The sequence below is a fragment of the Halomonas rhizosphaerae genome (assembly GCF_030010555.1).
GTDB lineage: Bacteria > Pseudomonadota > Gammaproteobacteria > Pseudomonadales > Halomonadaceae > Halomonas > Halomonas rhizosphaerae.
Genome location: NZ_JASCQP010000035.1, coordinates 50,123 through 73,776, shown reverse-complemented (window position 1 = coordinate 73,776; position 23,654 = coordinate 50,123). Strand labels below are relative to the sequence as shown.

Sequence of the window (23,654 nt, the reverse complement as noted above, 5' to 3'; positions counted from 1 at the left end):
AATGCCAGGCAGGGTTCCACGACCAACGAGGAAGGTGCCATGCCCAGAGCGAAGCTCGGATTGACCCGCGCCTCGATCCATAGCCGCGCGGCCCTGGCCGGCCACCCGCTGCACCCGGTGATGATCCATTTCCCCGTGGCGGCCCTGATGGCGCTGGTGGCCAGCGATCTCGGCTACCTCTACAGTGGCGATCCCTTCTGGGCACGGGCCTCGCTGTGGCTGGCCGGTGTGGGCGCCTTCGGCGGCTGGGTGGCGAGTCTCGCCGGGATCATCGATCTGGTCACGGTCAAGCAGATCCGTCGGCTGGTCACCGCCTGGAGCCACGCCATCGTCGCCGTGGTGATGCTCTCCATGGCGTCGCTCAACTGGCTGTGGCGCTTCCTCGACCAGGCCCTGCTGCCCTGGGGCCTCACGCTCTCGCTGACCACGGCGGCCCTGATCGTCCTGGCTGGCTGGCTGGGTGGACAGCTCGTCTACGAACACGCGGTGGGCGTGGACCTCGACGACTGAGTGCTGGCGGTTCGGCATCCGCTTCCTCCCCGTGCGCATTCGGCTAGAACACAGGCTTGGCCAGCACCAGGGCGACCACCGCCAGCATGCTGACCGCGGCCAGCCCCAGGGCCGCCATGGCCCCGGGGGCAACGCCATGCGAGGTGCCCTGCTCGAGGCGCATGACCAGCCAGCCGGTGGCGCCATGCGCCATCACCATGCCGGCGACCGCCAGCAGCTTGAGCACCAGCCAGCCGGCGGCCAGGCCATTCACCAGGAACAGCAGCGTGCCGCTAGCGATGGCCAGCAGGGCCGCGGGGGTGGCCAGGCTGTTGTAGACGAAGCGCGGCATCGGGGGAGCACCGGATGCGAAGGGCGTCGCGGCGGCCGGACCGCGCGCCGACAGGGCGAGCAGCAGCGGCAGATAGAGCAGTGCGCCGCACCAGCTGGCGAGTGCCATGATATGCACGAACTTGATCCAGGGCATGGGCGTCCTTGCAGCCAGGCCGACCCGCCCCATTGCCGGCCAGCCTCCTTTACCCTAGCCGAGCCTTTCGTTAGCGGCCAGGGACCGCGGCCCTGCCCCGGCCGTCAGCCGTAGAGCCCCTGGCTGCGCAGGTAGTCCTCGTAGCTGCCGCTGAAGTCGGTGATCCCCTGCTCGCTCATGTCCAGGATGCGGGTCGCCAGGGAGGAGACGAACTCGCGGTCGTGGCTGACGAAGATCAGGGTGCCGGGGTAGTTCTCCAGGGCCAGGTTGAGCGCCTCGATGGACTCCATGTCCAGGTGGTTGGTCGGCTCGTCCATCAGCAGCACGTTGGGCCGGGTCAGGGCCAGCTTGCCGAACAGCATGCGGCCCTGCTCGCCACCGGAGATCACCTTGACCGACTTGCCGATGTCGTCGCTGGAGAAGAGCATCCTGCCCAGCGCACCGCGAACCTCCTGCTCGCCGCCCGTTGTCCATTGGGCCATCCACTCGAACAGTGTCGCCTCATTGGCGAAGTCGTCGGCGTGGTCCTGGGCGAAGACCCCGAGCTCGGCACTGTCGGTCCAGCGCACGGCACCGGCGTCGGGACGCAACTCGCCGCCCAGGGTCCGCAGCAGGGTCGTCTTGCCGATGCCGTTGGGGCCGATGATGGCGATGCGTTCGCCGGCTTCCACGGTCATCGAGAAGCGCTCGAAGAGCGGTGTCTCCTGGGCGAATCCCTTGGTGATGGCCTCGACGTTGACCGCGTTGCGATGGATCTTCCTGGCCTGCTCGAAGCGGATGAAGGGACTGACCCGGCTGGAGGGCTTGATGTCCTCGAGCTTGATCTTGTCGATCTGCCGCGCCCGGGAAGTTGCCTGCTTGGCCTTCGAGGCATTGGCCGAGAAACGGCTGACGAAGGCCTGCAGCTCGGCGATCTGCGCCTTCTTCTTGGCGTTGTCGGCGTGCTGGCGCTCGCGGACCGCGGTGGCGGCCGTCATGTAGTCGTCGTAGTTGCCGGGAAACAGCGTGATCTCGCCGTAGTCCAGGTCCGCCATGTGGGTGCAGACGCTGTTGAGGAAGTGGCGGTCGTGGGAAATGATGATCATGGTGCTGTTGCGCGCCGTGAGCATCCCCTCCAGCCAGCGGATGGTGTTGATGTCCAGGTGGTTGGTGGGCTCGTCGAGCAGCAGCACATCGGGGTCGGCGAACAGCGCCTGGGCGAGCAGCACGCGCAGCTTCCAGCCCGGGGCGATCTCACTCATGGGCCCCGTGTGCTGGTGCAGCGGGATGCCGAGCCCCAGCAGCAGCTCCCCGGCCCGGGACTCGGCGGTGTAGCCGTCGAGCTCGGCGAAGCGCACCTCGAGGTCGGCCACGGCCATGCCGTCCTCCTCGCTCATCTCGGGCAGCGAATAGATGCGCTCGCGCTCGGCCGCCACCTGCCACAGCTCGGCATTGCCCATGATCACGGTGTCGATGACGCGCTCGTCCTCGAAGGCGAACTGGTCCTGGCGCAGCTTGCCGAGCCGGGCCCCGGTCTCGACCATCACCTGGCCCGAGGAGGGCTCCAGGTCACCGCCGAGGATCTTCATGAAGGTGGACTTGCCGCAGCCGTTGGCACCGATCAGGCCGTAGCGATGACCATTGCCGAACTTGATGGAGACATTCTCGAACAGCGGCCTGGCGCCGAACTGCATGGTGATATTGGCGGTGGAGATCAATGAGGGGTCCAGTCAGTGCGTGAGAAAGGGTCGCGATTGTACCGGTTATCGTCGCCGCTCACACCCGACGCAGCTTAGTGAAACGCCCTATCACAGCTGTCCGAAACGAGGAGCGCCGGGGGCAGGCCGCAGAGGAGGTCCTACGCCAGGGATGGCGTCGGTAGCGTACAAGGATGTATTCATAGCGACTCCTCGCAGGCCTGCCGCCGGATCAGCTCCGCGCAGAACTGCTACCTGCACAGCCCTGACCTAGAGCAGAAGCTCCCCCTCGATGGGCACGAAGTGGCTGGCCGCGCGGATCAGCGAGTCGGCGCTGAGCCGCTCCACGCCGACAACCTCCACCACCACCCCGTGGCGCTCGCGCATCCGCTCCACCAGCAGGTCGAAGTCACCGTCACCCGAGACCAGCACCACGCGGTCGACCAGCGGTGCGGCCTCCATGGCATCCAGGGCAATGCCCACGTCCCAGTCGCCCTTGGCCGAGCCATCACGGCGCTGGATGAAGGGCTTGAGCTTCACGGTGAAGCCGATGCCGCGCAGGATGGCCTGGAACTGGCGCTGCCGGGCATCGCCGCGGTCCACCGCGTAGGCGTTGGCCACCACCACCTCCCGGCCGGCGGCAAAACGTGCCCAGAAGGCGTTGTAGTCGAAGTGCCGGCCGAAGGCCTCACGGGTGGTGTAGTAGACGTTCTGGACGTCGACGAAGATGGCGACGCGCTCCCTGGCGGCCTCGCTCATCGTCGCTACCACTCCTCGCTGGTCTCGCGCAGGGCGGCGATTTCGGCCTTGGCCTCGGCGAGGCAGTCGCGCAGTTCCTCACCCAGCGCCGCGCCGCCGCCCACGGCGATCACCCCCCGTGCTGCACCGGTGCCCCGACGGGCCACGCCGTCGCTGCCGTGCAGGGCCTCGAGCTTGACGATCAGCCAGGCCAGCCAACTGTCGGGACGCATGGCCAGTTCGCGCAGGCGATGCAGCTCGGCAATGCCGGCGCCCTCTGGGCCGAGCAGCTCGCGCCAGTCATGGTGCTCCAGGTGGGCATGCTCGGTGACCTCGCGCAGCAGCGACTGCAACGCCAGCTCGGCCAGCGCCAGGCTGCCCTCCTCCGCGGCCATCCGCCTGGCCTCGGCATGCTCGTCGTCGCCGGCCGGCAACGCGAGCAGCAGCTCCGCCTGGTAGAGCAGCTGGTTGGTGCGCGATCTCGGGGTCACTTGCGCTTGTCCTCCACCCGCCACTTGTTGCCGTCGAAGGTCGCGCGCCAGCCGGTGGCCTTGCCGCCCTCGTCGGTCATCACGAACTGCTCCTTGGCCTTGCGCGAGAAGCGGATCTGCGCGGGACGGCCGTCCGGATCCTCGCTGGGGGCGTCGAGCAGGTAGCGGTACTTCTCGGGCAGCTCCTCGGCATGGGCCTTGAGCTCCTTGACCAGCGGCGGGCGGGTCTCGCGGTTCTTGGGAAACTTGCTGGCCGCCAGGAACAGGCCGCTGGCGCCATCGCGCAACACGTAATGGTCCTCGACCTTCTGGCAGGCGAGCTCCGGCATGGGGATGGGGTCCATCTTGGGCGGCGCCACCTCGCCGCTGCGCAGCAGCTTGCGGGTGTTCTTGCACTCGCTGTTGGTGCAGCCGAAGTACTTGCCGAAACGCCCGGTCTTGAGCTGCATCTCGCTGCCGCACTTGTCGCACTCGATGGTCGGACCGTCATAGCCCTTGATGCGGAACTTGCCCTTCTCGATCTCGTAGCCATCGCAATCCGGGCTGTTGCCGCAGATGTGCAGCTTGCGGGTCTCGTCGATCAGGTAGCTGTCCATGGCGGTGCCGCACTTGGGACAGCGATGCTTGGCCCGCAGCGCATCGGTCTCGGCGTCCTCGCCGGCATCGGCGGCCACCGCCTCGTCGCCGGGCAGCAGGTCGATGGTGGTCTTGCAGCGCTCCTTGGGCGGCAGGTTATAGCCGGAGCAGCCCAGGAAGACCCCGGTGGAGGCGGTGCGGATCTGCATCTTGCGCCCGCAGGTCGGGCAGTCGATGTCGGTGGGCACCGGCTGGTTGGGCCGCATGCCCTCCTCGCTCTCGGCGACGGCGAGCTCCTTCTTGAATTCGGCATAGAAGGCATCGAGCAGCGCCTGCCAGTTGCGCTCCCCCTCGGCCACCTCGTCGAGGCCATCCTCCATGCGCGCGGTGAAGGAGTAGTCCATCAGGTCGGGGAAGGACTCCTTGAGGCGCTCGGTGACAATGTCGCCGAGCTTCTCGGCGTAGAAGCGCCGGTTCTCCAGCTTGACGTAGCCGCGATCCTGGATGGTGGAGATGATCGAGGCATAGGTGGAGGGACGGCCGATGCCCCGCTTCTCCAGTTCCTTGACCAGGCTCGCCTCGGTGTAGCGGGCCGGCGGCTTGGTGAAGTGCTGCTGGGGATCGAGCCGCTCCAGGGTCATGGGCGTGCCCTCGGCGAGGTCCGGCAGTGACTGGTCCTCCTCCTTGCGCCCCATCGGTTTCATCACCCGGGTGTAACCGTCGAACTTCAGCACCCGCCCCTTGGCACGCAGCTCGAAGCCGTCGACCTCGACGGTCAGGGTGCTGGAGAGGTACTCGGCGGGCGTCATCTGGCAGGCCACGAACTGGCGCCAGATCAGCTCGTAGAGACGTTCGGTGTCGCGCTCCATGCCGGCCAGGTCGGTGGCCCGGCGAGCGACATCGGAGGGACGGATCGCCTCGTGGGCTTCCTGGGCCCCCTCCTTGCTGGAGTAGCGATTGGGCGCCTCGGGCAGGTAGCGGGCGCCGAACTCGTCCGTGATGAACTCGCGTACGTTCTCCACCGCATCCTTCGAGAGGTTGGTGGAATCGGTACGCATGTAGGTGATGTAGCCGGCCTCGTAGAGTCGCTGGGCCAGGGTCATGGTCTTCTTCACCGAGAATCCCAGCCGGCCACTGGCCGCCTGCTGAAGCGTCGAGGTGATGAAGGGGGCGTTGGGCTTGGAACGCGTGGGCTTGTCTTCCCGCGCGGTGATCGCCAGGTTTGCCTTGCGCAGGGCAGCGATGCGCTCCAGCGTCTCGGCCTCGGAGGTGGGCCGGAACGCCTTGCCGTCCTGGCGCACCAGCTCGAATCGTACCGTCGTCGGGTCGTCGCCGGCCGGTCGCAGGTCGGCATGGACGTCCCAGAACTCCTCGGGGATGAAGGCGTGGATCTCGCGCTCGCGCTCGACGATCAGGCGGGTGGCCACCGACTGTACGCGGCCGGCGGAGAGGCCACGGGCGACCTTTGCCCACAGCAGCGGCGAGAGCATGAAACCCACCACCCGGTCGAGGAAGCGGCGCGCCTGCTGTGCCTCGACGCGCGGAATGTTCAGGCTACCGGGATCCTGGAAGGCCTCCTGGATGGCGTTCTTGGTGATCTCGTTGAACACCACCCGCCGATAGCGGGTCTCGTCGCCACCGATCGTCTCGCGCAGGTGCCAGGCGATGGCCTCCCCCTCGCGGTCAAGGTCGGTGGCCAGGTAGACCGCGTCGGCCTTCTCGGCAAGCTTCTTGAGCTCGGCCACCACCTTCTCCTTGCCCGGCAGGATCTCGTAATGGGCCTTCCAGCCATGCTCGGGATCGATGCCCATGCGCCGGATCAACTGGTCCTGGGCCTTGCGCTTGCGATGCTCGGCCTTCTCCTCCGCGGACATCTTGCGGGTCTCCGCGGCCTGCCGCGCACGCTCCTTGGGATCCGTGGCTGCCTTGCCCGAGCCGCTGGTCGGCAGGTCACGGATGTGCCCCACGCTCGACTTCACGATGAAGTCGTTGCCGAGATACTTGTTGATCGTCTTGGCCTTGGCGGGCGACTCGACGATGACCAGTGACTTGCCCATAGTGCTCCACTGTGCTGATGGCGCCAGCTCCAACGCTCGCGCCAGACGGTTTCGGCCCGCCCTCTCTGGCGGGTGAAAAATGCGCTTACCCTACCCCAGCGGTCGGCTTCACGCCAGTCGCCGCCGGAACCCCCGTCAGGCAGCCACGACCGCCACGGGGTGGGCGGCCTCTTGAACCTAGCTCCCCGGGCACCATCACGCCAAGCCGGAAGAGACGCCTTCCTCAACGACAGCGCCCCCGCCGAATGTGGGCGGGGGCGCTGGTGCCGCAAGGCGGGAGATCAGCTCTTGCGGGTCTTGCGCGGCGTCCGACGACGCGGTGTAGCGCGGCTTGCAGGCTTGCGCTTGACCGGCGCCTTGGTGCCAGTGGACGTGTCCTGGTTCGCCGGCGAGGTGCTGCTGGCCCCATCCTCGCCGCTAGAGGAATTCTCGCTGACCTGGGTGGACGACTTGCCGGGGACGTTTTCCACGGGCGCCTCGGAGATGACCGTACTGTCCGGCTCGTGCGCCGGAGCGTCGGCAGCGGACTCACGGGCCGTCTCTTGCGCCAGAGCCTCGGCAGAGCCGTCACTAGCCGTCTCTTGCGCCAGAGCCTCGGCAGAGCCGTCACTAGCAGGCTCTTGCGCCGGGGCCTCGGCGACAGACTCACCGGTCGGCTGGTGCGCCGGGGCCGCCGTGCTGGCTGCCTCGGCCGTCGAGGGCTCGGCGTCCAGCTTGACGCTCGACTCATCCGATGCGGCCTGGTCGGAGGTTTCAACCGGGGCCTGCTCGGCGACGGGGAGCGACTCCATCAGGCGCTCGACCTCACGACGCGCCGCCTCTCCGGCCCGCGCCTCGCTGACCACACTGGCCTGGGCATCCCGAAGAGCCTCCTGCTCGACCTGGGGTGCGTGCTCGATGGCCTGATGAAACAGCCCCTTGATGCGCTCGAAGCGATCTGCCGCATGCTCGCTCAGTTCACCACTGGCCGCCAGGACATGCTCGATATGTGCCAGGTGGGCATCGATCTGGCTGGCCGTCTGACCCTTCAGCAGGGTCGGGATCGCCTCCAGTGCCGCCTCATGGTCCTGCTGGAGGGTGAAGAACTGCTCACGCACCAGGTGCTTGAAGTCGGCCAGTTGGATGCCCGGCTCGAGCTCGGCCCGCGAGGCCCGCAGCCGCTTGAAGTTGCGCTCGTCGGTCGCCGGGGCTCCCCCCAGCACATGGATCACCGAGCGCATGACCGCCTCGTGGCTGCCTCCCTCGGTGATCGCGTGGTGGACCTCGTCGCGGCGACGCTCGATGAAGCGGCGATGCTCGGGTTCGGCCCCCGGGCGACGACGGTGCACATGGGCGTCGCCGCCCAGGCCCACCATCGCCTGCAGCATCGGCTGGCCGTAGACGTCGAGGAAGAAACGCTCGCTGCTGCTGTCGCGCAGGTCCCGCCAGGCGTTCAGGCCGCGGGTGACCTGGTCGGACAGGATGCCTTCCACCGCGCGGAAGACATTGTCCTCGTGCACCGGGTGGCGGTCGGCGCGTACCTTGTCGGCCAGCACCGGCACTGCGGTCATCAACGGATTGCGATCGGACAGCAGACGGTAACCCATGCGGTTGGGGTGCATCCGCCGCATCCACTTGGCCGACTCGGGCGTGGCCAGGGCCTGGACCCAGGGCTGCATGAACAGGCGGTAGAACCCCAGGTTGATCTCGGAGATCCGTGCCACGGTAGCGAAGCGGGTATCGTCCTCGGGGCGGTGCTGGACCTCCTGGTCGAGTTCCTCGATGGTCCGCGGGGTGAACTCCAGCAGGTAGTCACGCTCGATCAGCTCGGCATCCTCGCGCTCGGCGGCACTCGAGACCGTGGTCTCGTAGAGCCCGGGCGGCAGGACGTCGATGTAGTCCATGTTGGCGGTGAACTCGGCATGCTCCTTGCGCGACACGCTGCCGGACACGAAGATGCCGAGGTGACCGGTGGTGTCATGGACGCAGTAGACGATGGTCTGCTCGTTGGCGATGACGTCCTCGACCCCTTCGTAGAGGTCGCGCACCCAGCCCAGGGCCTGCGGCGGCGGTGTGATGTCGTCGCCCTTCGAACAGAACACCACCACCGGTGAACGCACGTTGCGCAGGTCGATGCGACGCCCGTCGGAAGTCACCAGTTGGGCCGTCGAGAGACGGTTGCCGACGAAGAGGTTGTCGACGATGTACTGGATCTCGTCGCCGCCCAGCACCACGTGACCACCCCACCAGCGTTCGAACTCCAGATAGCGTTCCGCTTCGGTGTCGACCTGAGCGTAGAGCCGGTACTGCTTGCTCCACCAGGTGTTGGCCGGGTTCAGGCGCTCGAAGTTCTGCACCAGCCAGGCGCCATCGAAGAGCCCCGCGCCCAGGTCGCTGAACAGCGCCGTCATCCAGCTGCCGCCGGTCAGGCCCCCGGTATAGCGCATCGGCGCCTTGCCACGCTCACCGGCCCAGTAGGAGAGCGGCGAACCGGCGATGAGAATCGGCCCGAAGAGCTCGGGCTCGAGGGCCGCGGCCATCATGATCTGCCAGCCCGCCTGGCAGTTGCCGACCACCATGGGCTTCTCGGAAGTCTCCGGGTGACGCTCGATGACATGGCGCAGGAAGGCGACCTCGGCCTCCACCACGTCCTCGACGGTCTGTCCCTGCACCGGGTAAGGGAGGAACCCGATGAAGTAGCAGGGATGCCCGGCCCGCAGGGCCACGCCGATCTCGCTGTCGGGCTTGAAGCCGCCGATGCCCGGTCCATGGCCGGCGCGTGGATCCACCACCACGAAGGGGCGCATCTGCAGGTCGGTCTCCACCCCCTCGGGAGGCTGGATGCGCAGCAGCTCGTAGTTGACTGGGCGAGAGAGCTTGCGCCCGTCCACCAGCACCTCGGCATCGAAGCCCAGCACGTTGGGTTTGGTCTTCTCGATATGCTCGAGGTACTGGTTGCCGCGCTGGCGCATGACGTCCATGAAGAGCACGCTGCGTTCCAGGGTGTCCCGCCAGTAATCGCAGGCGGCGCGTCCGAAACCGAACGGATCCACGAAGGGCAGCACGCTGGCTGCAGGAGTCGGTATCAGGGGATTCATCTTGAGCTCCAGGGTTGCTCGATGCCAGGGTGTCCCCGGCGACGATGCATGAAATCGGGCTTTGTTGCAGTGCAATATAGCGCATGAACGTTGGCGCTGCGAGCGCCGCATGCCGGAGTCCTAAGCAGCATTCAGGGCAGCCGCGCCTTCGCGGGGGCCTCGCCCAGCAGTTCGACCAGGGCCCGCCGACCACGTCGCCACGCCACCTCGGGACGCCGACCCCAGGCGATCAGGCGGGCCTCGCCGCCCTCGATGGTTCGATCCAGCCGCAGCCCGGGACCGCCGCCGAAGTACACCGCCGAGTCGAGGGACAACTGCCACAGCAGGGCATGCCCTCTCGCATCGAGCCGCGTCTGGCGAAGGCGCAGTGGATCGCCCGCAGCGATTCTCAGCTGCTCGACCACCGGATCGATCCCGATCAGCACCTCGTCGAGGGCCTCGTCGCCGGCGAGGCCCGGCGAGATGGCCTCGAAGCCGATGCAATTGCCGGCCACCCGGAAACTGGCGACGACCAGCCCGACCGGCCCCAGGCTGGCCACACCCTGTACCGCAAGCTGCCCCAGGTAGCAGCGCTGCTCCGGCGTCAGCCAGGGTACGGGCGCCATCGCCAGCCCGGCGCTGGGCGAATGACGCACCGCCAGGTGCACCACCCGACCCTGCCCGTCGGCCAGTACCGGCACCCTCACCCGGTGCCCCTTCCCGCCCTCGGGCGCCAGCGGCAGGCCGGCCTCGCGCATCACTCGCCGCATGGCGATCCGGTCGGCCATGGCCTCGAGCATGGCCTGGCCCGGGGCAATCAGGCGCAATCCGTCACGCCGACAGGCGCCGGCGAGAGCCAGCAGATGTTCGCTGCTTGCCTCGCCGGGGTGCAGGGCATGGCATCCCAGGGCGCGGGCCCTGAGCACCAGGGCCTCGGGCTCCCCCTCGGTCAGACAGGTGGCAAGCCCCAGCTCGTCGCCGGCCTGCTGTACGCGCAGCGCGGCCAACCCATGGGCCGCGACCAGCAGGCGCGACGAGGCGCGGTCAGTCCGCCACGACAAGCGGGTTCTCCCGGGCCTTGGCAGGCGATGGAAGGCAGAGCGTCTGCGGTGCTAGCATGCGTGTGAGTCCCTCAGGAGGCGGAAGGCGTGCCGCCGACGAACGAACGATCCATGACCTCACCCAAGTTGCTCAACCGACTGACCTTTCGCCAGCTGCAGGTATTTCGAGCGGTCTATGACCAGCACTCCTATTCGCGGGCGGCCGAAACGCTGGGCCTGACCCAGCCTGCGGTCAGCGCCCAGATCCGCCAGCTCGAGCAGGCCCTGGGACAGCCGCTGTTCAAGTACGCCGGGCGCACCCTCCACCTGCTGCCCGCCGCCGATGCCCTGGCGGCCTCGACCCGGGCCATCTTCGGCCAGGTCTCGCGCCTGCAGATGACCCTGTCCGACATGGCCGGAACCATCCGCGGCGAACTCAACCTGGCCGCGGTCTCCACGGCCCAGTATGTGGTGCCCTACCTGCTGGCCCGTTTCCGCGCCCACTATCCCAATGTCCAGGTGCGACTGCGCGTCTGCAACCGCCGTCAGGCACTGGAACGGCTGGCCGAGCGGTGCGACGACCTGGTGATCATGGCGCGGGTGCCCGAGGACGAGGCACTGGTCTTCATGCCGATCCTCGACAACGAGATGATCCCCGTGGTCTGGCCCGGACACCCGCTGCTCGAGGCAAAGGCCCCCACCCTGGAGGACTTCGCCCGTCACTATGTGCTGATGCGCGAGCCCGGTTCCGGGGTGCGCAGCGCCTTCGAGGAGTTAGCCGCCGACCAGGACGTGCGGTTGCAGCATGCCATCGAACTGGGAACCAACGAGGCCGTCAAGCAGGGCGTGATGGCACAGCTCGGGGTCTCGGTACTGCCACGACTCGCCGTTCGCCTGGAGGTGGAGGCGGGCCTGCTGGCGCCGCTCGCCCTGCCTGGCTTCCCGCTGCGTCACTCCTGGTGCACCGTGCACCCCAGGGAGCGCTTCCCGACCCCTGTCACCGAGCTGTTCCTGCGCTTCGTGCGCGAACACCTGTCCGAGCTCCACGCCCACTTCAGTGCCCCGCCGAGTCCCCTGCCGAGTCACGGCGTCGACTGTCTGCCGGTGACGGCCTACTGACCGGCGCCGCAGCTGGCCCAGGCCAGGTACACCACGGGCCCGGCTGTCCAGAACAACGGATCCTGTGGTATTTTACCAGCTTGCGAACCACGTATCATTCGACGTGCCAGGCTGCCTGGAACCGCCGACTGGCGCGCACCCGGAGACCCCGCGGTAGCGCCCTCATGGCGTCGACAGCCGGCGAGCAGAGAGGCTCAATGCTATGAGCGACACCCCCTCCCCACGCGTCTCCAGCGGCGAGAAGTACCGCAACGATCATGGCACGGCCGCCATCAAGGATGGCATGAAGGCGCGTCGCCAGACCGAGGACGGCGGTGCCGACGGCCGCAAGCCGAAGTGGCTGCGTGCCCAGATTCCCGGCGGCGAACGCTTCGAGGCGGTCAAGAAGAACGTGGCCACCCATCGACTCAGCACCGTCTGTGCCGAATCGCACTGTCCCAACCAGGGCGAGTGCTGGAGCAACGGCACCGCGACCATCATGCTGATGGGCTCGGTATGTACCCGCGCCTGCCGCTTCTGCGCGGTGGATACCGGCAACCCCAGGGGCTGGCTGGACACGGAAGAGCCGGACAATACCGCCCGCTCGGTCGAGCTGATGGGCCTGCGCTACATCGTGCTGACCTCCGTGGACCGTGACGACCTTCCCGATGGCGGCGCCACCCACTACGCCGACTGCATCCGTGCCATCAAGGCCCGCACGCCCGAGGTGGTCGTCGAGGCGCTGACCCCGGACTTCGATGCCGAGCCCTCGTCGATCGAGCGGGTCGTCGACTCGGGGCTCGAGGTCTTTGCCCAGAACGTCGAGACCGTCGAACGGCTCACCGGAAGGGTACGCGATCCCCGGGCCGGCTACCGCAAGACCCTGGACGTGCTGGCCCACGCCAAGCGTCACAGGCCCGATGTGATCACCAAGACCAGCCTGATGCTCGGTCTCGGCGAGACCGAGGAGGAGATCCTTACGACCTTCGACGACCTGCGGGCCATCGGCGTCGACATCGTGACCCTGGGCCAGTACCTGCGCCCCACGCGCAACCACCTCCCGGTGGAGCGCTGGGTCACCCCGGAGGAGTTCGAGCGCTATCGCGTGCTGGGCCTGGAGAAGGGCTTCATGGAGGTGCCGTCCGGCCCCCTGGTGCGCTCCAGCTATCGGGCCGACCGGGTGTTCGAGAAGAACAACCTGGGCCTGGCGGCACCCGCCGAGGTGCCCGGCCAGCAGGCCGACCCGAAGCGCATCGACGCCATCAACGTCGGATAGGGGCAAGGGCCGAGCGCCGAGCAAACAGCATGATGTCTCTGCCACCTCTGGCGTCAACGCAAGGCCCCCACTGGATGCTTGTACCGCGGGGGCTTGCTCTACTACATCACCTGCCGCCCATCACAGGTCAGCTTGGCGGCGCGGCGCATGGCTGCCTGGCGCTTCTAACTCCCGCCCCAGTTCCCGCGCCAGGCACTCGGCCAGGCGCTCCCCCACCGCCTCGACGCCCGGGCAGCCATCGCTCAGGTCGGCCAGCCGCGTCATGGCCATGCCGGCATAGCCGCAGGGGTTGATCCGCAAGAACGGCGAGAGGTCGCCGTTCACATTGAGGGCCACGCCATGGAAGCTGGCACCGCGACGGATCCTCAGCCCCAGAGAGGCGATCTTGGCCTCCCCCACATAGACGCCGGGCGCATCGGGGCGGGCATGGGCCACCACCCCGTGCTCGGCCAGCACGGCAATCACCGCCTGCTCCAGGGCAGTGACCAGGTCGCGCACGCCCAGCCGTCCGCGCCGCACGTCGAGCAGCGGGTAGAGCACGACCTGGCCGGGCCCATGGTAGGTCACCTGCCCGCCGCGATCGGTGGCCACGACCGGGATGTCGCCGGGCATCAGCAGGTGCTCGGGCTTGCCGGCCTGCCCCTGGGTGAACACCGGGTCATGCTCGACCAGCCAGAACTGGTCGGGGGTTTGCGCATCGCGGCCATCGGTGAGGTCGCGCATGGCCTGCCAGACGGGCGTATAGGGCCGACGGCCGAGGCGATACAACTGGATGGGTGGCAGCACGCTATCGTCTGCCATCAGACGACCATGTGCACGCGGCCGGTGGCCTTGAGCTCGTCGAAGAGCGCCTTGAGCTGCACCTCGCCGGTGGCGCGGATCGTCAGGCGCACCGACTGGAAACGGCCCTGGCGACTGGGGACCACCTGGATGGCACTCGCGTCAAAGGCCGGATCATGCCGGATGACGATCTGGCAGACCGTGGCGGCGAAATCCTCTGCGGCATCGCCGACCACCTTGATCGGGTAGTCGCAGGGAAAGGTGATCTTCGGCGGCTTGCCACCCGCCTGACGACGGGGCTTGCGAAGGTCGCGCAGGGAGTTGTCGTTCATGAAGCCTTCCGGCGGGTCGTGGATATCCGAGTATGTTACTCAACCTGGGGCGGTGAGACCAACGCCAGGCGGCCAGGGAAGAAGGCGCAGCACGGGGGATTTCACTGTCGCCTGCACCCTTTACCTGGCCGTAGGGCCTAGTCGAACCAGCCACCGACCAGGTTAGTGAAGAAGCGCCGCACCTGGTCAAAGAGGCGCTTGAAGAGCCCCCCCTCCTCGATGCTCTCGAGGGCGACCAGGGGACGCTCGCCGACCACCTCCTCGCCCTGGCGCACCTCCATGGTCCCCACCCGATCCCCGGCGGCGATGGGGGCGGTGAGGTCGGCCTGGATGTCGAGCTTGGCGGTGAGCTCCTCGCTTCGGGCGCGCGGCACGGTCATGACCACGTTGCGGTCGACGCCGACGCGCAGCTCGTTCTTGTCGCCGCCCCAGACCCGAGGCGTGTTGAGCACGGCGCCGGCGTCATAGAGCTTGAGGGTCTCGTAGTAGCGGAAGCCATAGCTGAGCAGCTTCTGGGTCTCCTGGGCGCGGGCCTCCTCGGACGCGGTGCCCATGACCACCGAGATCAGGCGCATGTCGTCGCGCTTGGCCGAGGCCACCAGGCAGTAACCCGCGGCCTCGGTCCAGCCGGTCTTCAGGCCGTCGACGCTGCTGTCGCGCCACAGCAGCCGGTTGCGGTTGGGCTGCTCGATGCCGCCATAGGTGAACTGCTTGCTGGCGTAGTTGGCGTAGTGCTCCGGGTAGTCGTTGATGATGTGCTGGGAGAGCAGCGCCAGGTCGCGGGCCGAGGAGTAGTGGTTGTCGTCGGGCAGGCCGGTGGCATTGACGAAGTTGGTGTTGTGCATGCCCAGTCGGGTGGCGTGCTGGTTCATCAGGTCGGCGAAGGGACGCTCGCCGCCGGCCAGGTGCTCGGCCATGGCCACGCTGGCATCGTTGCCCGAGACGATGATGATGCCCTTGAGCAGCTCGTCGATCGCCACCAGGGTGTCGACCTCGATGAACATCTTGGAGCCCCCGGTGCGCCAGGCCTTCTCGCTGACGGGCACCAGATCCTCCGGCGCGATGTTGCCCCGGTCGAGCTCGCGCTCCACGAGGTAGGCCGTCATCAGCTTGGTCAGGCTGGCCGGCGGCAGACGCTCGTCGGCATTGTGCTCGACCAGCACCCGCCCGCTGTCGGCATCCATCAGGATCCAGGAACTGGCCGCCAGCTGCGGCGGCGAGGGGATCATGGTCTGCGGCGCGGGGATCACCTGGGCCGTGGCCTGTGACATGACCAGCAGCAGGCTGACCAGCAGCAGCGGCAACAACCGGCAGCGGCGGAAGAAAAGCGTGAATCTCATGGCAAGGGTTCTCATCAAGGGCATCGCGGGGTGGTTCGAAATAAGGGGGGCCGACTCAGTCGGCATCGTCGACGACGAAGGCCTGGGCAAAGCCCGCCCGGCGCAGCTGCTCGCGGACGGGGTCCACCTGGCCGGCATCCTCCAGGGGGCCGACCTGGACCCGATGGAGACCGGTGGCACTGGCGACGCGCACGGGCCGGTCGATCTCGCCCTCCAGGCGCGACTTGAGCTGCCGGGCACCGTCGGCGGAACCCAGGGCCGCCACCTGCAGGAAGACACCGCCGCCGGCCACGGGCCGGTCGCGTGGCGCCTCGGACGCGACGCTGGCCGATGCCTCCCGGGGCGACGAGGTCTCCCCCGCCCGGGAGGCATCGCCGTTGTCGGCGATCCAGCGCTCCACGTCGATGGCCTCGACCTTCACCCGGCCGGTGCCCTGCTCGAGGATGCCCAGGCGTGCCGCCGCCGCATAAGAGAGGTCGATCTCGCGATCGCTGTGGAAGGGGCCGCGGTCGTTGACCCGCACGATCGCCGAGCGGCCGTTGTCCAGGCTGGTGACACGCACGAAGCTGGGCAGGGGCAAGGAACGGTGGGCAGCGCTCATCTTGTACATGTCATAGATCTCGCCGTTGGAGGTCGCATACCCATGGAACTTCTCGCCATACCAGGAAGCCCTGCCCTGGCGGCTGTAACCACGCGCCTCCGCCATCACCTCATAGCGCTTGCCCCACACCTCATATGGGGACTTGTTGCCTCCCCTGGAGCGCGCCTCGCGACGCGGCACCGCGTCGGGCACCTCGGCGACATCGGGTGGATCCTCGGGATAGGCGTCGCCGGCCAGGGCATAGCGCTCGCCGCTTCCCGACGTGGCCGGCGCCTCGCTGGACGCCTCACCGCTGGAAGGACGGGGGCCGCGATCGCCCCCGGCACAGCCGGCCAGCAGCAGCAGCACGCTCAGGGCGACACAGGTGCGTCTCATGAGGCCTCCTCCGGGGTGGTGTCGGTGGCGTCGAGCCAGTGAGCCTCCAGGCCCCGTGCCTCGGCAATTGCCTCGGCGAGCTCGCTTACCGCCATGGCGTAGAGATGACTGTGGTTATAGCGGGTGATCACGTAGAAATTGTGCTCGCCGAGCACGTAGCGCCAGGTGTCCTCGCCATCCTCCAGTGCCACCGGCAGCAGGCGATGATCGTCGGCCAGCGAGTCCGGCACCTCGAGGCCCGCCGCGGCGATGTCCGCCGCCGGCACCGCGGGCGGCCGCGCCGCACGGTTGAACTCGATACCGTCGGGAGGCGAGGCAGGCCCCTCGGCCTCGTGATAGAGGGGCTCGCCGGGCCGCCAGCCGTGCTCGGCGAAGTAGTTGGCCACGCTGCCGATGGCATCCACCGGGTTGGTCCAGAGATCGCGCAGGTCGTCGCCATCGAAGTCCACCGCATAGGCCCGGTAGCTGGTGGGAATGAACTGCGGATAGCCCATGGCCCCCGCGTAGGAGCCGGTCAGGCTGCCGGGAGCCCGCTCCTCCTCGTAGGCGATCTCCAGGAAGGCGGCCAACTCGCCGCGGAAGAAGCTACCCCGGCTGGGATGATGGAAGGCCAGGGTCGCCAGGGAGTCGAGGACGCGATGATCGCCGGTGACACCACCGTAGCGGGTCTCGACCCCGATGATCGCGGCGATCACCTCCGGTGGCACGCCGTACTCGGCTTCGGCCCTCGCGAAGGCCGCCGGGTGGGCCTCGATGAAGGCCACTCCGTTAGCGATGCGCGGGGCATCCAGGAAGATGTCCCGATACTCGTCCCAGCGCAGGCGCCGTTCGGCGGCGCCGGCCATGGCATCCAGGACCGGCTGGCGAAACTCGGCGTCTGCCAGGGCGGCCTGGAGCCAGTCGCGGTCGACGCCCTTGTCGACCAGTTCCTCCACCAGGCGCCGCGCCTCGGGGTGGCGCTGCGGATCGAAGTCCGCCGCCCACCCCGTCGTCGCCCCCCATGCCAGCAGGCCACCCGCGAGCCAGGCCATCCAGCGTTTTCCCTGTGGTGACGACACCGTCATGTCAGCTCTCCCTGAGTCGTATCGACTGCCTAGCGCGGCAGCAGGCGGCGGTGGGCATGAATGGCCATGAGAATACCGAAACCCGCCATCAAGGTCACGCTGGAGGTCCCGCCGTAGCTGACCAGCGGGAGCGGTACGCCGACCACCGGCAGGATACCGCTGACCATGCCCACGTTGACGAAGACGTAGATGAAGAAGGTGAGGATGATGCTGCCCGCCACCAGGCGTCCGAAGGTCTCCTGGGCGGCGCCGGCGAGCCAGAGTCCGCGCCCCACGATCAGCAGGTAGAGCAGCAGGAAGGCCAGCATCCCCACCAGGCCGAACTCCTCGCCGAGCACCGCGACGATGAAGTCGGTATGACGCTCGGGAAGGAACTCCAGCTGCGACTGGGTGCCCTGCAGCCATCCCTTGCCCCAGAAGCCGCCACTGCCGATGGCGGTGGTCGACTGGATGATGTTCCAGCCCGCCCCCAACGGGTCGCTCTCGGGGTCGAGGAAGGTCAGGACCCGCTGGCGCTGGTAGTTGTGCAGGTTCATCCACAGCAGCGGCAGTGCGGATGCCGCCAGCACGCCGCAGAACAGGATGAAGCGCCAGGAGAGGCCCGCCAGCAGGATCACGAACACCCCCGCCGCGGTGACCAGCAGCGAGGTCCCCAGGTCAGGCTGCTTGGCGATCAGCACCACCGGCAGGCCGATGATCACCGCACAGACCAGAAGGTCGCGCCAGCGCGGTGGAAGGGGCTGACGACTCAGCCAGGCGGCGACCATCATCGGCATGGCCAGCTTCATCATCTCCGAGGGCTGGAAACGGATCACCCCGGGGATCACCAGCCAGCGCTGGGCGCCCATGCCCATGTCGCCGATCAGTTCAACGGCCACCAGCATCAGCACCCCGGCCACATAGACCGGTGGCGTCCAGCGCAGCAGGGTGGTCGGCGAGAGCTGGGCGAGGCCCGCCATCACCACGAGGGCCACGCCGAAGCGGATGGCCTGGGCGGTCACCACCGGCAGGCGCTGGCCACTGGCGCTGTAGAGCACCACCAGCCCGGCCAGCATCAGCACCAGCAGCATGCCGAGCAGCCAGGGATCCAGGTGGATCCGCTCCCACAGGCTGCGACGCCGGGCGATGCCGCTCAGGGAGGGCTTCACGGGATGGGCCCGCATGCCACGGGTCAGTTCGCTCCAGATCATGGTCAATTTCCTGCCACCCGGCCATCTTCGCGCTCGAGCACCTCACGCACCTCCTCGGTATCCGGGGCCTCGTCCTCGAGCAGCCAGGCATCGGTCATTGCCTTGGCCAGGTGAGCGGCATGGGTACTGCCCCCCCCGGCGTTCTCGACGATCACCGCCACGGCGATCTGCGGGTCCTCCACCGGCGCGAAGGCCATGAACAAGGCATGGTCGCGCAGCCGCTCCTTGAGCTCGTCGGCGTTGTACTTCTGGTCCTGGCCCAGGGAGAACACCTGGGCGGTACCGGACTTGCCCGCCATCCGATAGTCCAGGTCCTTGCCGATGCGCCGCGCGGTCCCCTCATTGCCCGAGACCACCTTTTCCATGCCGGAGAAGACTCGGTCCCACCACCCCTCATTGCCGAGCGTGATGTCGGCCGGGGTGTCCGGCAGGTCGACGGGCACTTCTTCCTCGCCGATCCGCTGAGCCAGGCGGGGCTTGACCCACTGGCCGCGGTTGGCCAGCACCGCCGTGGCGGTGGCCAGCTGCAGCGGGGTGAGCTGCCAGTAGCCCTGGCCGATGCCCACCGAGAGGGTCTCGCCGGGGTACCAGGGCTGGTTGAAGCGCCCACGCTTCCAGTCACGTGAGGGCATCAGGGCATCACTCTCGCCCTGGACGTCATGGGCGACTCGCTGCCCGAAGCCGAAGGCCGACATGTTCTCATGGATGCGATCGATGCCCAGGTCATGGGCCAGGGAGTAGAAATAGGTGTTGTTGGAGACGGCGATGGCCCGCTCCAGGTCGACGCGACCATGCCCCCAGCGCAGCCAGTTGCGGTAGCGCCGGGAGTCGTTGGGCAGTTGGAAGTAGCCGGGGTCGCGGATGGTGGTGTCGGGGGTGATCTTGCCCTCGGCCAGCCCCGCCAGGGCCAGGAAGGGCTTGATGGTGGAACCCGGCGGGTAATGGCCGCGAATCGCCCGGTTGTAGAGCGGCAGGTCCAGGTCCTCCTGGAGCGCCCGGTAGGAGGCGACGTCGATGCCGGTGACGAACTGGTTGCTGTCGAACCCCGGCACCGAGGCCAGGGCGAGGATCTCGCCACTCCCCGGGGCGATGGCCACGATGGACCCGCGTCGGCCGTCGAGCAGCTCCACGGCGAGCTTCTGCAGCTCGCTGTCCAGCGTCAGGGTCAGGTCCTGGCCCGGTACCGGGTCGGTGTGACCGAGCTCACGCAGCACTCGGCCGCGGGCATTGGTCTCCACCTTGCGCAACCCCGCCTGACCGTGCAGCGCGTCCTCGTAGAAGCGCTCCACTCCCGTCTTGCCGATGAAGTGGGTACCGGCATAGTTGCCTGAATCCAGACCCGCGAGCTCCTCGGCGTTGATCCTCCCCACATAGCCCAGCGCGTGCACCATGGTCTCGGCGTCGGGATAGTAGCGCAACAACTGGGCCTGGACCTCGACGCCGGGCAGGCGATGACGATTGACCGCCAGTCGGGCGATCTGTTCCTCATCGAGGTCGCTCATCAGCAACGCCGGCTGGAAGGGACGCTGGCGCTGGCGGGACCGCACCCGGAAGGCCTCGACCTCCTCCTCGGGGATCTCCAGCAGGTTGACCAGCAGCGACAGTGTGGCATCGAGGTCTTCGACCCGTTCTCGCACCAGGGTGAGATTGTAGGTGGGGCGGTTCTCGGCCAGCAGCACGCCGTTGCGGTCGTAGATCAGCCCACGAGTGGGTGGCAGCGGCTCCACCCGCACGCGGTTCTTCTCGGAGCGCGTGCTGTAGACCTCATGCTGCACCACCTGAAGGTAGAACAGCCGTCCGCCCAGCAGCCCGGTCAGGCACACCACCACCAGCACGGCCAGCAGTGAGCGCATGCGGAAGACACGCAGCTCCTGTTCCGGGTTCTTCAGGGTTTCGCGGCGCCGACGCATGCTCGGTGATGACCTCGGAATGGTTGAGCAGAAGAGCCTTCAGCGGTCATGGGTACAAACAGCCTTCAGCGGTGACAGAGCGGAAACGGGCTTCAGCGGTGATAGGGATGGCCGACCAGCAGGGTCCAGGCGCGATACAACTGCTCGGCGAGAAGGATGCGCACCAGCGGATGGGGCAGCGTCAATGGCGACAACGACCAGTGCTGGTCGGCACTCGCCGAGAGCGACGGCTCCAGGCCATCCGGGCCACCCACCAGCAGCACCACGTCACGCCCCTCGAGGCGCCAGGCGTCGGCCTCCCGAGCCAGTTGCTCGGTGCTCCAGGCCTTGCCCCCCACCTCCAGGGCGACGAGATGCTCCCCGCCCTTGAGGCGACCACGTATCCGCTCGGCTTCCGTCTCCATGGCTCGCGCCAGATCGGCATTCTTGCCGCGCTGCCCCGGGGCGATCTCCTCCACCTCCAGGGTGAAGTCCCTGGGCAGGCGTTTGCGATACTCCTCGATACCGCGCGACACCCAGTCGGGCATGCGCGTGCCCACCGCCAGCAGGCGGATCCTCATGAACCGTGAACCCCTTCCTCGACACGGGAGTCCGTATCGCTTGGCAGGTCGGCCCAGAGTCGCTCCAGGTCGTAGAGCTGCCGTGTCTCGGGGAGCATCACGTGCACCACCAGGTTGCCCAGGTCGACCAGCACCCAGTCGGCGCCATTCTCGCCCTCGACACCCAGCGGCGGGATGCCCTGCTCCTTGGTGGCCTGGACCACGTTGTCGGCCAGTGCCGCCACATGGCGGCTGGAGGTGCCACTGGCCACCACCATCAGGTCGGTCACGCTGGTCAGTCGTGAGACATCCAGGACGGCAATGTCCTGAGCCTTGAGGTCCTCCAGTGCGTCGATCACCAGAGTCTTGAGTGCGTCGATATGCATAGCCCTTCGTGTCAGCCCTTCATCAGCGGGAAATCCTCGGCCCCATTGTACCGACTTGGCGACCGCCTGGGCAGCACTCAGCGGTGCCGATAGAGGCCCCGTGACAGGAGTAGCGCCTCCACCGCCTCCGGCAGCAGATAGCGCACGCTGAGGCCCGCCGCCAGGCGCCGACGCACCTCGGTGGCCGAGATCGCCATGCGCGACGGCAGCCTGAGGCGCAGCAGCCGTCCGGCGGGCCGGGCCATGAGCGTCTCGCTTTCCTCGGCCTCGCGTCCGGCCAGCAGATCCACCAGCGGCTCGGGCAGCGTGGCCCGGTGGTCCGGTCGATCGATCACCACCACATGGGCCAGCTCGAAGAGCCGCTCTGGCTCATGCCAGTCGGCCAGCCGCAGGAAGGCATCGTGGCCCAGCGCCATCACCAGGCGCGCCTCACTACCGAATTCCCGGCGCAGCGAGGCGAGGGTGTCGGCACTGTAGGAAGTCCCGTCACGCTCGAGCTCCCGGGGGTCGGCGACCAGGCCCGGCGTATCGCCGATCCCCAGACGCAACAGGGCGAGGCGCTCGGCGGGCGAGACCCGGGGTTCGCCCCGCAGTGGCGGCATGGCGGCGGGCACCATGTGCACGCGATCCAGGGCCAGCGCCTCGCGAAGCTCCACGGCGCTGCGCAGGTGGCCCAGATGCACCGGATCGAAGGTGCCGCCGAGCATGGCGATCCGGGGCGGTGATGGCGGGTCGCGGTCGGCCCTGACGGGCAGGCCCGGTTGACTCACTGACGCACCTGGCCGTCGCCGAGCACCACGTACTTGCGGGTGGTCAGCCCCTCGAGCCCCACGGGCCCCCGGGCGTGCAGGCGATCGGTGGAGATGCCGATCTCGGCGCCCAGCCCGTACTCGAAGCCGTCGGCAAAGCGGGTCGAGGCGTTGACCATCACCGAGCTGGAGTCCACCTCGGCGAGAAAGCGTCGCGCCAGGCCATAGTGCTCGGTGACGATGGCGTCGGTATGGCGCGAGCCATAGCGCTCGATATGCGCCATCGCGGCATCGATGCCGTCGACCACGCGGATGGCCAGTACCGGGGCCAGGTACTCCGCCTGCCAGTCCGCCTCGCTGGCCTCGGCGAGGTCGCCGAGGATCGCCCGGGTCCGCTCGCAGCCGCGCAGCTCGACGCCATGCTCGCCGTAGGCGCGCGCCAGCGTCGGCAGCAGGGTCTCGGCCACCGGCGCATCGACCAGCAGGGTCTCCATGGTGTTGCAGGTGCCATAGCGGTGGGTCTTGGCATTGACCGCAATGGCCAGGGCCTTGTCGAGATCAGCGCTGGCATCGATGTAGACGTGGCAGACGCCATCGAGGTGCTTGATCACCGGTACCCGTGCCTCTCGGGTGATGCGCTCGATCAACGACTTGCCACCACGCGGGATGATCACGTCGACGTACTCCGGCATGCTGATCAGGCGACCCACGGCGGCCCGGTCGGTGGTCGCCACCACCTGAACGGCCCCCTCGGGAAGGCCTGCCCGTTCCAGCCCGGCGCGGATGCAGGCAGCGATGGCGGCATTGGAGTCGCGCGCCTCGGACCCGCCCCGCAGGATGGCCGCGTTGCCCGACTTGAGACACAGGCTCGCCGCCTCCAGGGTGACGTTGGGACGCGACTCGTAAATGATGCCGATCACCCCGAGCGGCACGCGCATCTGCCCAACCTGGATGCCGCTGGGCCGCGAGCGCAGGCCGTCGATCTCGCCGACCGGATCCGGGAGGGCGGCGACCTGGGCGAGTCCGTCGATCATGGCATCGAGACGCGTGTCGTCAAGCGCCAGCCGGTCGAGCAGGGCCGCCTCCAGGCCGCCCTCGCGTCCCCGGGCGAGGTCGCGGGCGTTGGCGGCCAGCACCTCGCCCCGGGCCCGCTCGAGATGCTCGGCCATGGCCAGCAGGGCGGCGTTCTTGGCCGCGGTGTCCACGCGGCGCATCCGTGTGGCCGCCTCGCGGGCGCCCTGCCCCAGGCGCTGCATGTAGGCGTCGACATCGCCGATATCGAGGATAGTGGCGTCGTGGTCCGAGCGGGAGGCTTGAGCTGTCATGCCGTTGCGTGTCTCCTGGGGCCGGCAACGCCGCGACAAGGGCGATGCCGGCGTTATACTGTGCCGTAAACCGGGAAGG

The 23,654-nt window shown here is 68.1% G+C and carries 21 protein-coding genes; 3 read left to right on the top strand and 18 right to left on the bottom strand.

The window, feature by feature from the left end:
- The first annotated feature begins 39 nt into the window (after positions 1-39).
- Positions 40-510, top strand: coding sequence for a DUF2231 domain-containing protein (locus QLQ83_RS16205; protein WP_282736547.1), 471 nt, complete (start codon positions 40-42; stop codon positions 508-510).
- 43 nt (positions 511-553) lie between these two features.
- Here the strand turns inward: QLQ83_RS16205 and QLQ83_RS16200 are convergent, their stop codons facing one another.
- From QLQ83_RS16200 to QLQ83_RS16170, 7 genes are all read right to left on the bottom strand, one after another.
- Positions 554-976, bottom strand: coding sequence for a CopD family protein (locus QLQ83_RS16200; RefSeq protein WP_282736546.1), 423 nt, complete (start codon positions 974-976; stop codon positions 554-556).
- Positions 977-1,080: 104 nt separating this feature from the next.
- On the bottom strand, positions 1,081-2,673 hold the full coding sequence (locus QLQ83_RS16195; RefSeq protein WP_282736545.1) for an ABC-F family ATPase: 1,593 nt from the start codon (positions 2,671-2,673) through the stop codon (positions 1,081-1,083).
- A 249-nt stretch (positions 2,674-2,922) separates the two neighbouring features.
- Positions 2,923-3,411 (bottom strand): LabA-like NYN domain-containing protein, encoded by a 489-nt coding sequence (locus QLQ83_RS16190; RefSeq protein ID WP_282736544.1) that lies wholly within the window; start codon positions 3,409-3,411, stop codon positions 2,923-2,925.
- A gap of 5 nt (positions 3,412-3,416) precedes the next feature.
- On the bottom strand, positions 3,417-3,881 hold the full coding sequence (locus QLQ83_RS16185) for a DUF6586 family protein (protein WP_282736543.1): 465 nt from the start codon (positions 3,879-3,881) through the stop codon (positions 3,417-3,419).
- Positions 3,878-6,514 (bottom strand): type I DNA topoisomerase, encoded by a 2,637-nt coding sequence (topA, locus tag QLQ83_RS16180; RefSeq protein WP_282736542.1) that lies wholly within the window; start codon positions 6,512-6,514, stop codon positions 3,878-3,880. The genes QLQ83_RS16185 and topA overlap by 4 nt, the downstream gene beginning before the upstream one ends.
- Positions 6,515-6,795: 281 nt before the next feature.
- Positions 6,796-9,591 (bottom strand): DUF3141 domain-containing protein, encoded by a 2,796-nt coding sequence (locus tag QLQ83_RS16175; protein WP_282736541.1) that lies wholly within the window; start codon positions 9,589-9,591, stop codon positions 6,796-6,798.
- 131 nt (positions 9,592-9,722) lie between these two features.
- The gene (locus tag QLQ83_RS16170) at positions 9,723-10,631 is read right to left on the bottom strand and encodes an ATP-binding protein (RefSeq protein WP_282736540.1); all 909 of its coding nucleotides are present in this window, start codon (positions 10,629-10,631) and stop codon (positions 9,723-9,725) included.
- A 111-nt stretch (positions 10,632-10,742) separates the two neighbouring features.
- On the opposite strand from QLQ83_RS16170, the gene QLQ83_RS16165 reads away from it, so the two are divergent.
- Complete coding sequence (locus QLQ83_RS16165) at positions 10,743-11,729, top strand: LysR family transcriptional regulator (RefSeq protein WP_282736539.1); 987 nt, start codon at positions 10,743-10,745, stop codon at positions 11,727-11,729.
- A gap of 202 nt (positions 11,730-11,931) precedes the next feature.
- Entirely contained in the window at positions 11,932-12,984 is a 1,053-nt protein-coding gene (lipA, locus tag QLQ83_RS16160) for a lipoyl synthase (RefSeq protein WP_282736538.1), read from the top strand.
- A gap of 120 nt (positions 12,985-13,104) precedes the next feature.
- On the opposite strand, the gene lipB is transcribed toward lipA, so the two are convergent.
- The 11 genes from lipB to QLQ83_RS16105 all read right to left on the bottom strand — a co-directional run bounded on the left by lipB (position 13,105) and on the right by QLQ83_RS16105 (position 23,575).
- A complete protein-coding gene (gene lipB, locus QLQ83_RS16155) occupies positions 13,105-13,785 on the bottom strand; it encodes a lipoyl(octanoyl) transferase LipB (protein WP_282736537.1) in 681 nt (226 codons plus the stop codon).
- The gene (locus tag QLQ83_RS16150; RefSeq protein WP_282736536.1) at positions 13,785-14,096 is read right to left on the bottom strand and encodes an HP0495 family protein; all 312 of its coding nucleotides are present in this window, start codon (positions 14,094-14,096) and stop codon (positions 13,785-13,787) included. Before QLQ83_RS16150 ends, lipB begins: the two co-directional genes overlap by 1 nt.
- Before the next feature lie 137 nt (positions 14,097-14,233).
- Entirely contained in the window at positions 14,234-15,436 is a 1,203-nt protein-coding gene (locus QLQ83_RS16145) for a D-alanyl-D-alanine carboxypeptidase family protein (protein WP_407650098.1), read from the bottom strand.
- Between the two features lie 55 nt (positions 15,437-15,491).
- Positions 15,492-16,412, bottom strand: a complete 921-nt coding sequence (locus tag QLQ83_RS16140; RefSeq protein ID WP_282736535.1) for a septal ring lytic transglycosylase RlpA family protein — start codon at positions 16,410-16,412, stop codon at positions 15,492-15,494.
- A complete protein-coding gene (mltB, locus tag QLQ83_RS16135) occupies positions 16,409-17,443 on the bottom strand; it encodes a lytic murein transglycosylase B (protein WP_282736534.1) in 1,035 nt (344 codons plus the stop codon). The genes QLQ83_RS16140 and mltB overlap by 4 nt, the downstream gene beginning before the upstream one ends.
- A 62-nt stretch (positions 17,444-17,505) precedes the next feature.
- On the bottom strand, positions 17,506-18,666 hold the full coding sequence (gene rodA, locus QLQ83_RS16130) for a rod shape-determining protein RodA (RefSeq protein ID WP_282736533.1): 1,161 nt from the start codon (positions 18,664-18,666) through the stop codon (positions 17,506-17,508).
- Between the two features lie 2 nt (positions 18,667-18,668).
- Positions 18,669-20,576, bottom strand: a complete 1,908-nt coding sequence (gene mrdA / locus QLQ83_RS16125) for a penicillin-binding protein 2 (protein WP_282736532.1) — start codon at positions 20,574-20,576, stop codon at positions 18,669-18,671.
- A gap of 92 nt (positions 20,577-20,668) precedes the next feature.
- The gene (rlmH, locus tag QLQ83_RS16120; RefSeq protein ID WP_282736531.1) at positions 20,669-21,136 is read right to left on the bottom strand and encodes a 23S rRNA (pseudouridine(1915)-N(3))-methyltransferase RlmH; all 468 of its coding nucleotides are present in this window, start codon (positions 21,134-21,136) and stop codon (positions 20,669-20,671) included.
- The gene (rsfS, locus tag QLQ83_RS16115; RefSeq protein WP_282736530.1) at positions 21,133-21,501 is read right to left on the bottom strand and encodes a ribosome silencing factor; all 369 of its coding nucleotides are present in this window, start codon (positions 21,499-21,501) and stop codon (positions 21,133-21,135) included. The genes rlmH and rsfS overlap by 4 nt, the downstream gene beginning before the upstream one ends.
- A 77-nt stretch (positions 21,502-21,578) precedes the next feature.
- Positions 21,579-22,208 (bottom strand): nicotinate-nucleotide adenylyltransferase, encoded by a 630-nt coding sequence (gene nadD, locus QLQ83_RS16110; protein ID WP_282736604.1) that lies wholly within the window; start codon positions 22,206-22,208, stop codon positions 21,579-21,581.
- 59 nt (positions 22,209-22,267) lie between these two features.
- Complete coding sequence (locus QLQ83_RS16105; RefSeq protein ID WP_282736529.1) at positions 22,268-23,575, bottom strand: glutamate-5-semialdehyde dehydrogenase; 1,308 nt, start codon at positions 23,573-23,575, stop codon at positions 22,268-22,270.
- Positions 23,576-23,654: the final 79 nt, after the last annotated feature.

Bases quoted from the DNA above. Each gene is read 5' to 3' on its own strand.
- QLQ83_RS16200 (WP_282736546.1), bottom strand. From the start codon at position 976: ATGCCCTGGATCAAGTTCGTGCATATCATGGCACTCGCCAGCTGGTGC.
- nadD (WP_282736604.1), bottom strand. From the start codon at position 22,208: ATGCTCGGCGGCACCTTCGATCCGGTGCATCTGGGCCACCTGCGCAGC.
- rsfS (WP_282736530.1), bottom strand. From the start codon at position 21,501: ATGCATATCGACGCACTCAAGACTCTGGTGATCGACGCACTGGAGGAC.
- QLQ83_RS16105 (WP_282736529.1), bottom strand. From the start codon at position 23,575: ATGACAGCTCAAGCCTCCCGCTCGGACCACGACGCCACTATCCTCGAT.
- topA (WP_282736542.1), bottom strand. From the start codon at position 6,514: ATGGGCAAGTCACTGGTCATCGTCGAGTCGCCCGCCAAGGCCAAGACG.
- QLQ83_RS16190 (WP_282736544.1), bottom strand. From the start codon at position 3,411: ATGAGCGAGGCCGCCAGGGAGCGCGTCGCCATCTTCGTCGACGTCCAG.
- rodA (WP_282736533.1), bottom strand. From the start codon at position 18,666: ATGATCTGGAGCGAACTGACCCGTGGCATGCGGGCCCATCCCGTGAAG.
- mrdA (WP_282736532.1), bottom strand. From the start codon at position 20,576: ATGCGTCGGCGCCGCGAAACCCTGAAGAACCCGGAACAGGAGCTGCGT.
- QLQ83_RS16145 (WP_407650098.1), bottom strand. From the start codon at position 15,436: ATGAGATTCACGCTTTTCTTCCGCCGCTGCCGGTTGTTGCCGCTGCTG.
- QLQ83_RS16165 (WP_282736539.1), top strand. From the start codon at position 10,743: ATGACCTCACCCAAGTTGCTCAACCGACTGACCTTTCGCCAGCTGCAG.
- QLQ83_RS16205 (WP_282736547.1), top strand. From the start codon at position 40: ATGCCCAGAGCGAAGCTCGGATTGACCCGCGCCTCGATCCATAGCCGC.
- lipB (WP_282736537.1), bottom strand. From the start codon at position 13,785: ATGGCAGACGATAGCGTGCTGCCACCCATCCAGTTGTATCGCCTCGGC.
- rlmH (WP_282736531.1), bottom strand. From the start codon at position 21,136: ATGAGGATCCGCCTGCTGGCGGTGGGCACGCGCATGCCCGACTGGGTG.
- QLQ83_RS16175 (WP_282736541.1), bottom strand. From the start codon at position 9,591: ATGAATCCCCTGATACCGACTCCTGCAGCCAGCGTGCTGCCCTTCGTG.
- QLQ83_RS16150 (WP_282736536.1), bottom strand. From the start codon at position 14,096: ATGAACGACAACTCCCTGCGCGACCTTCGCAAGCCCCGTCGTCAGGCG.
- mltB (WP_282736534.1), bottom strand. From the start codon at position 17,443: ATGGCCTGGCTCGCGGGTGGCCTGCTGGCATGGGGGGCGACGACGGGG.
- lipA (WP_282736538.1), top strand. From the start codon at position 11,932: ATGAGCGACACCCCCTCCCCACGCGTCTCCAGCGGCGAGAAGTACCGC.
- QLQ83_RS16140 (WP_282736535.1), bottom strand. From the start codon at position 16,412: ATGAGACGCACCTGTGTCGCCCTGAGCGTGCTGCTGCTGCTGGCCGGC.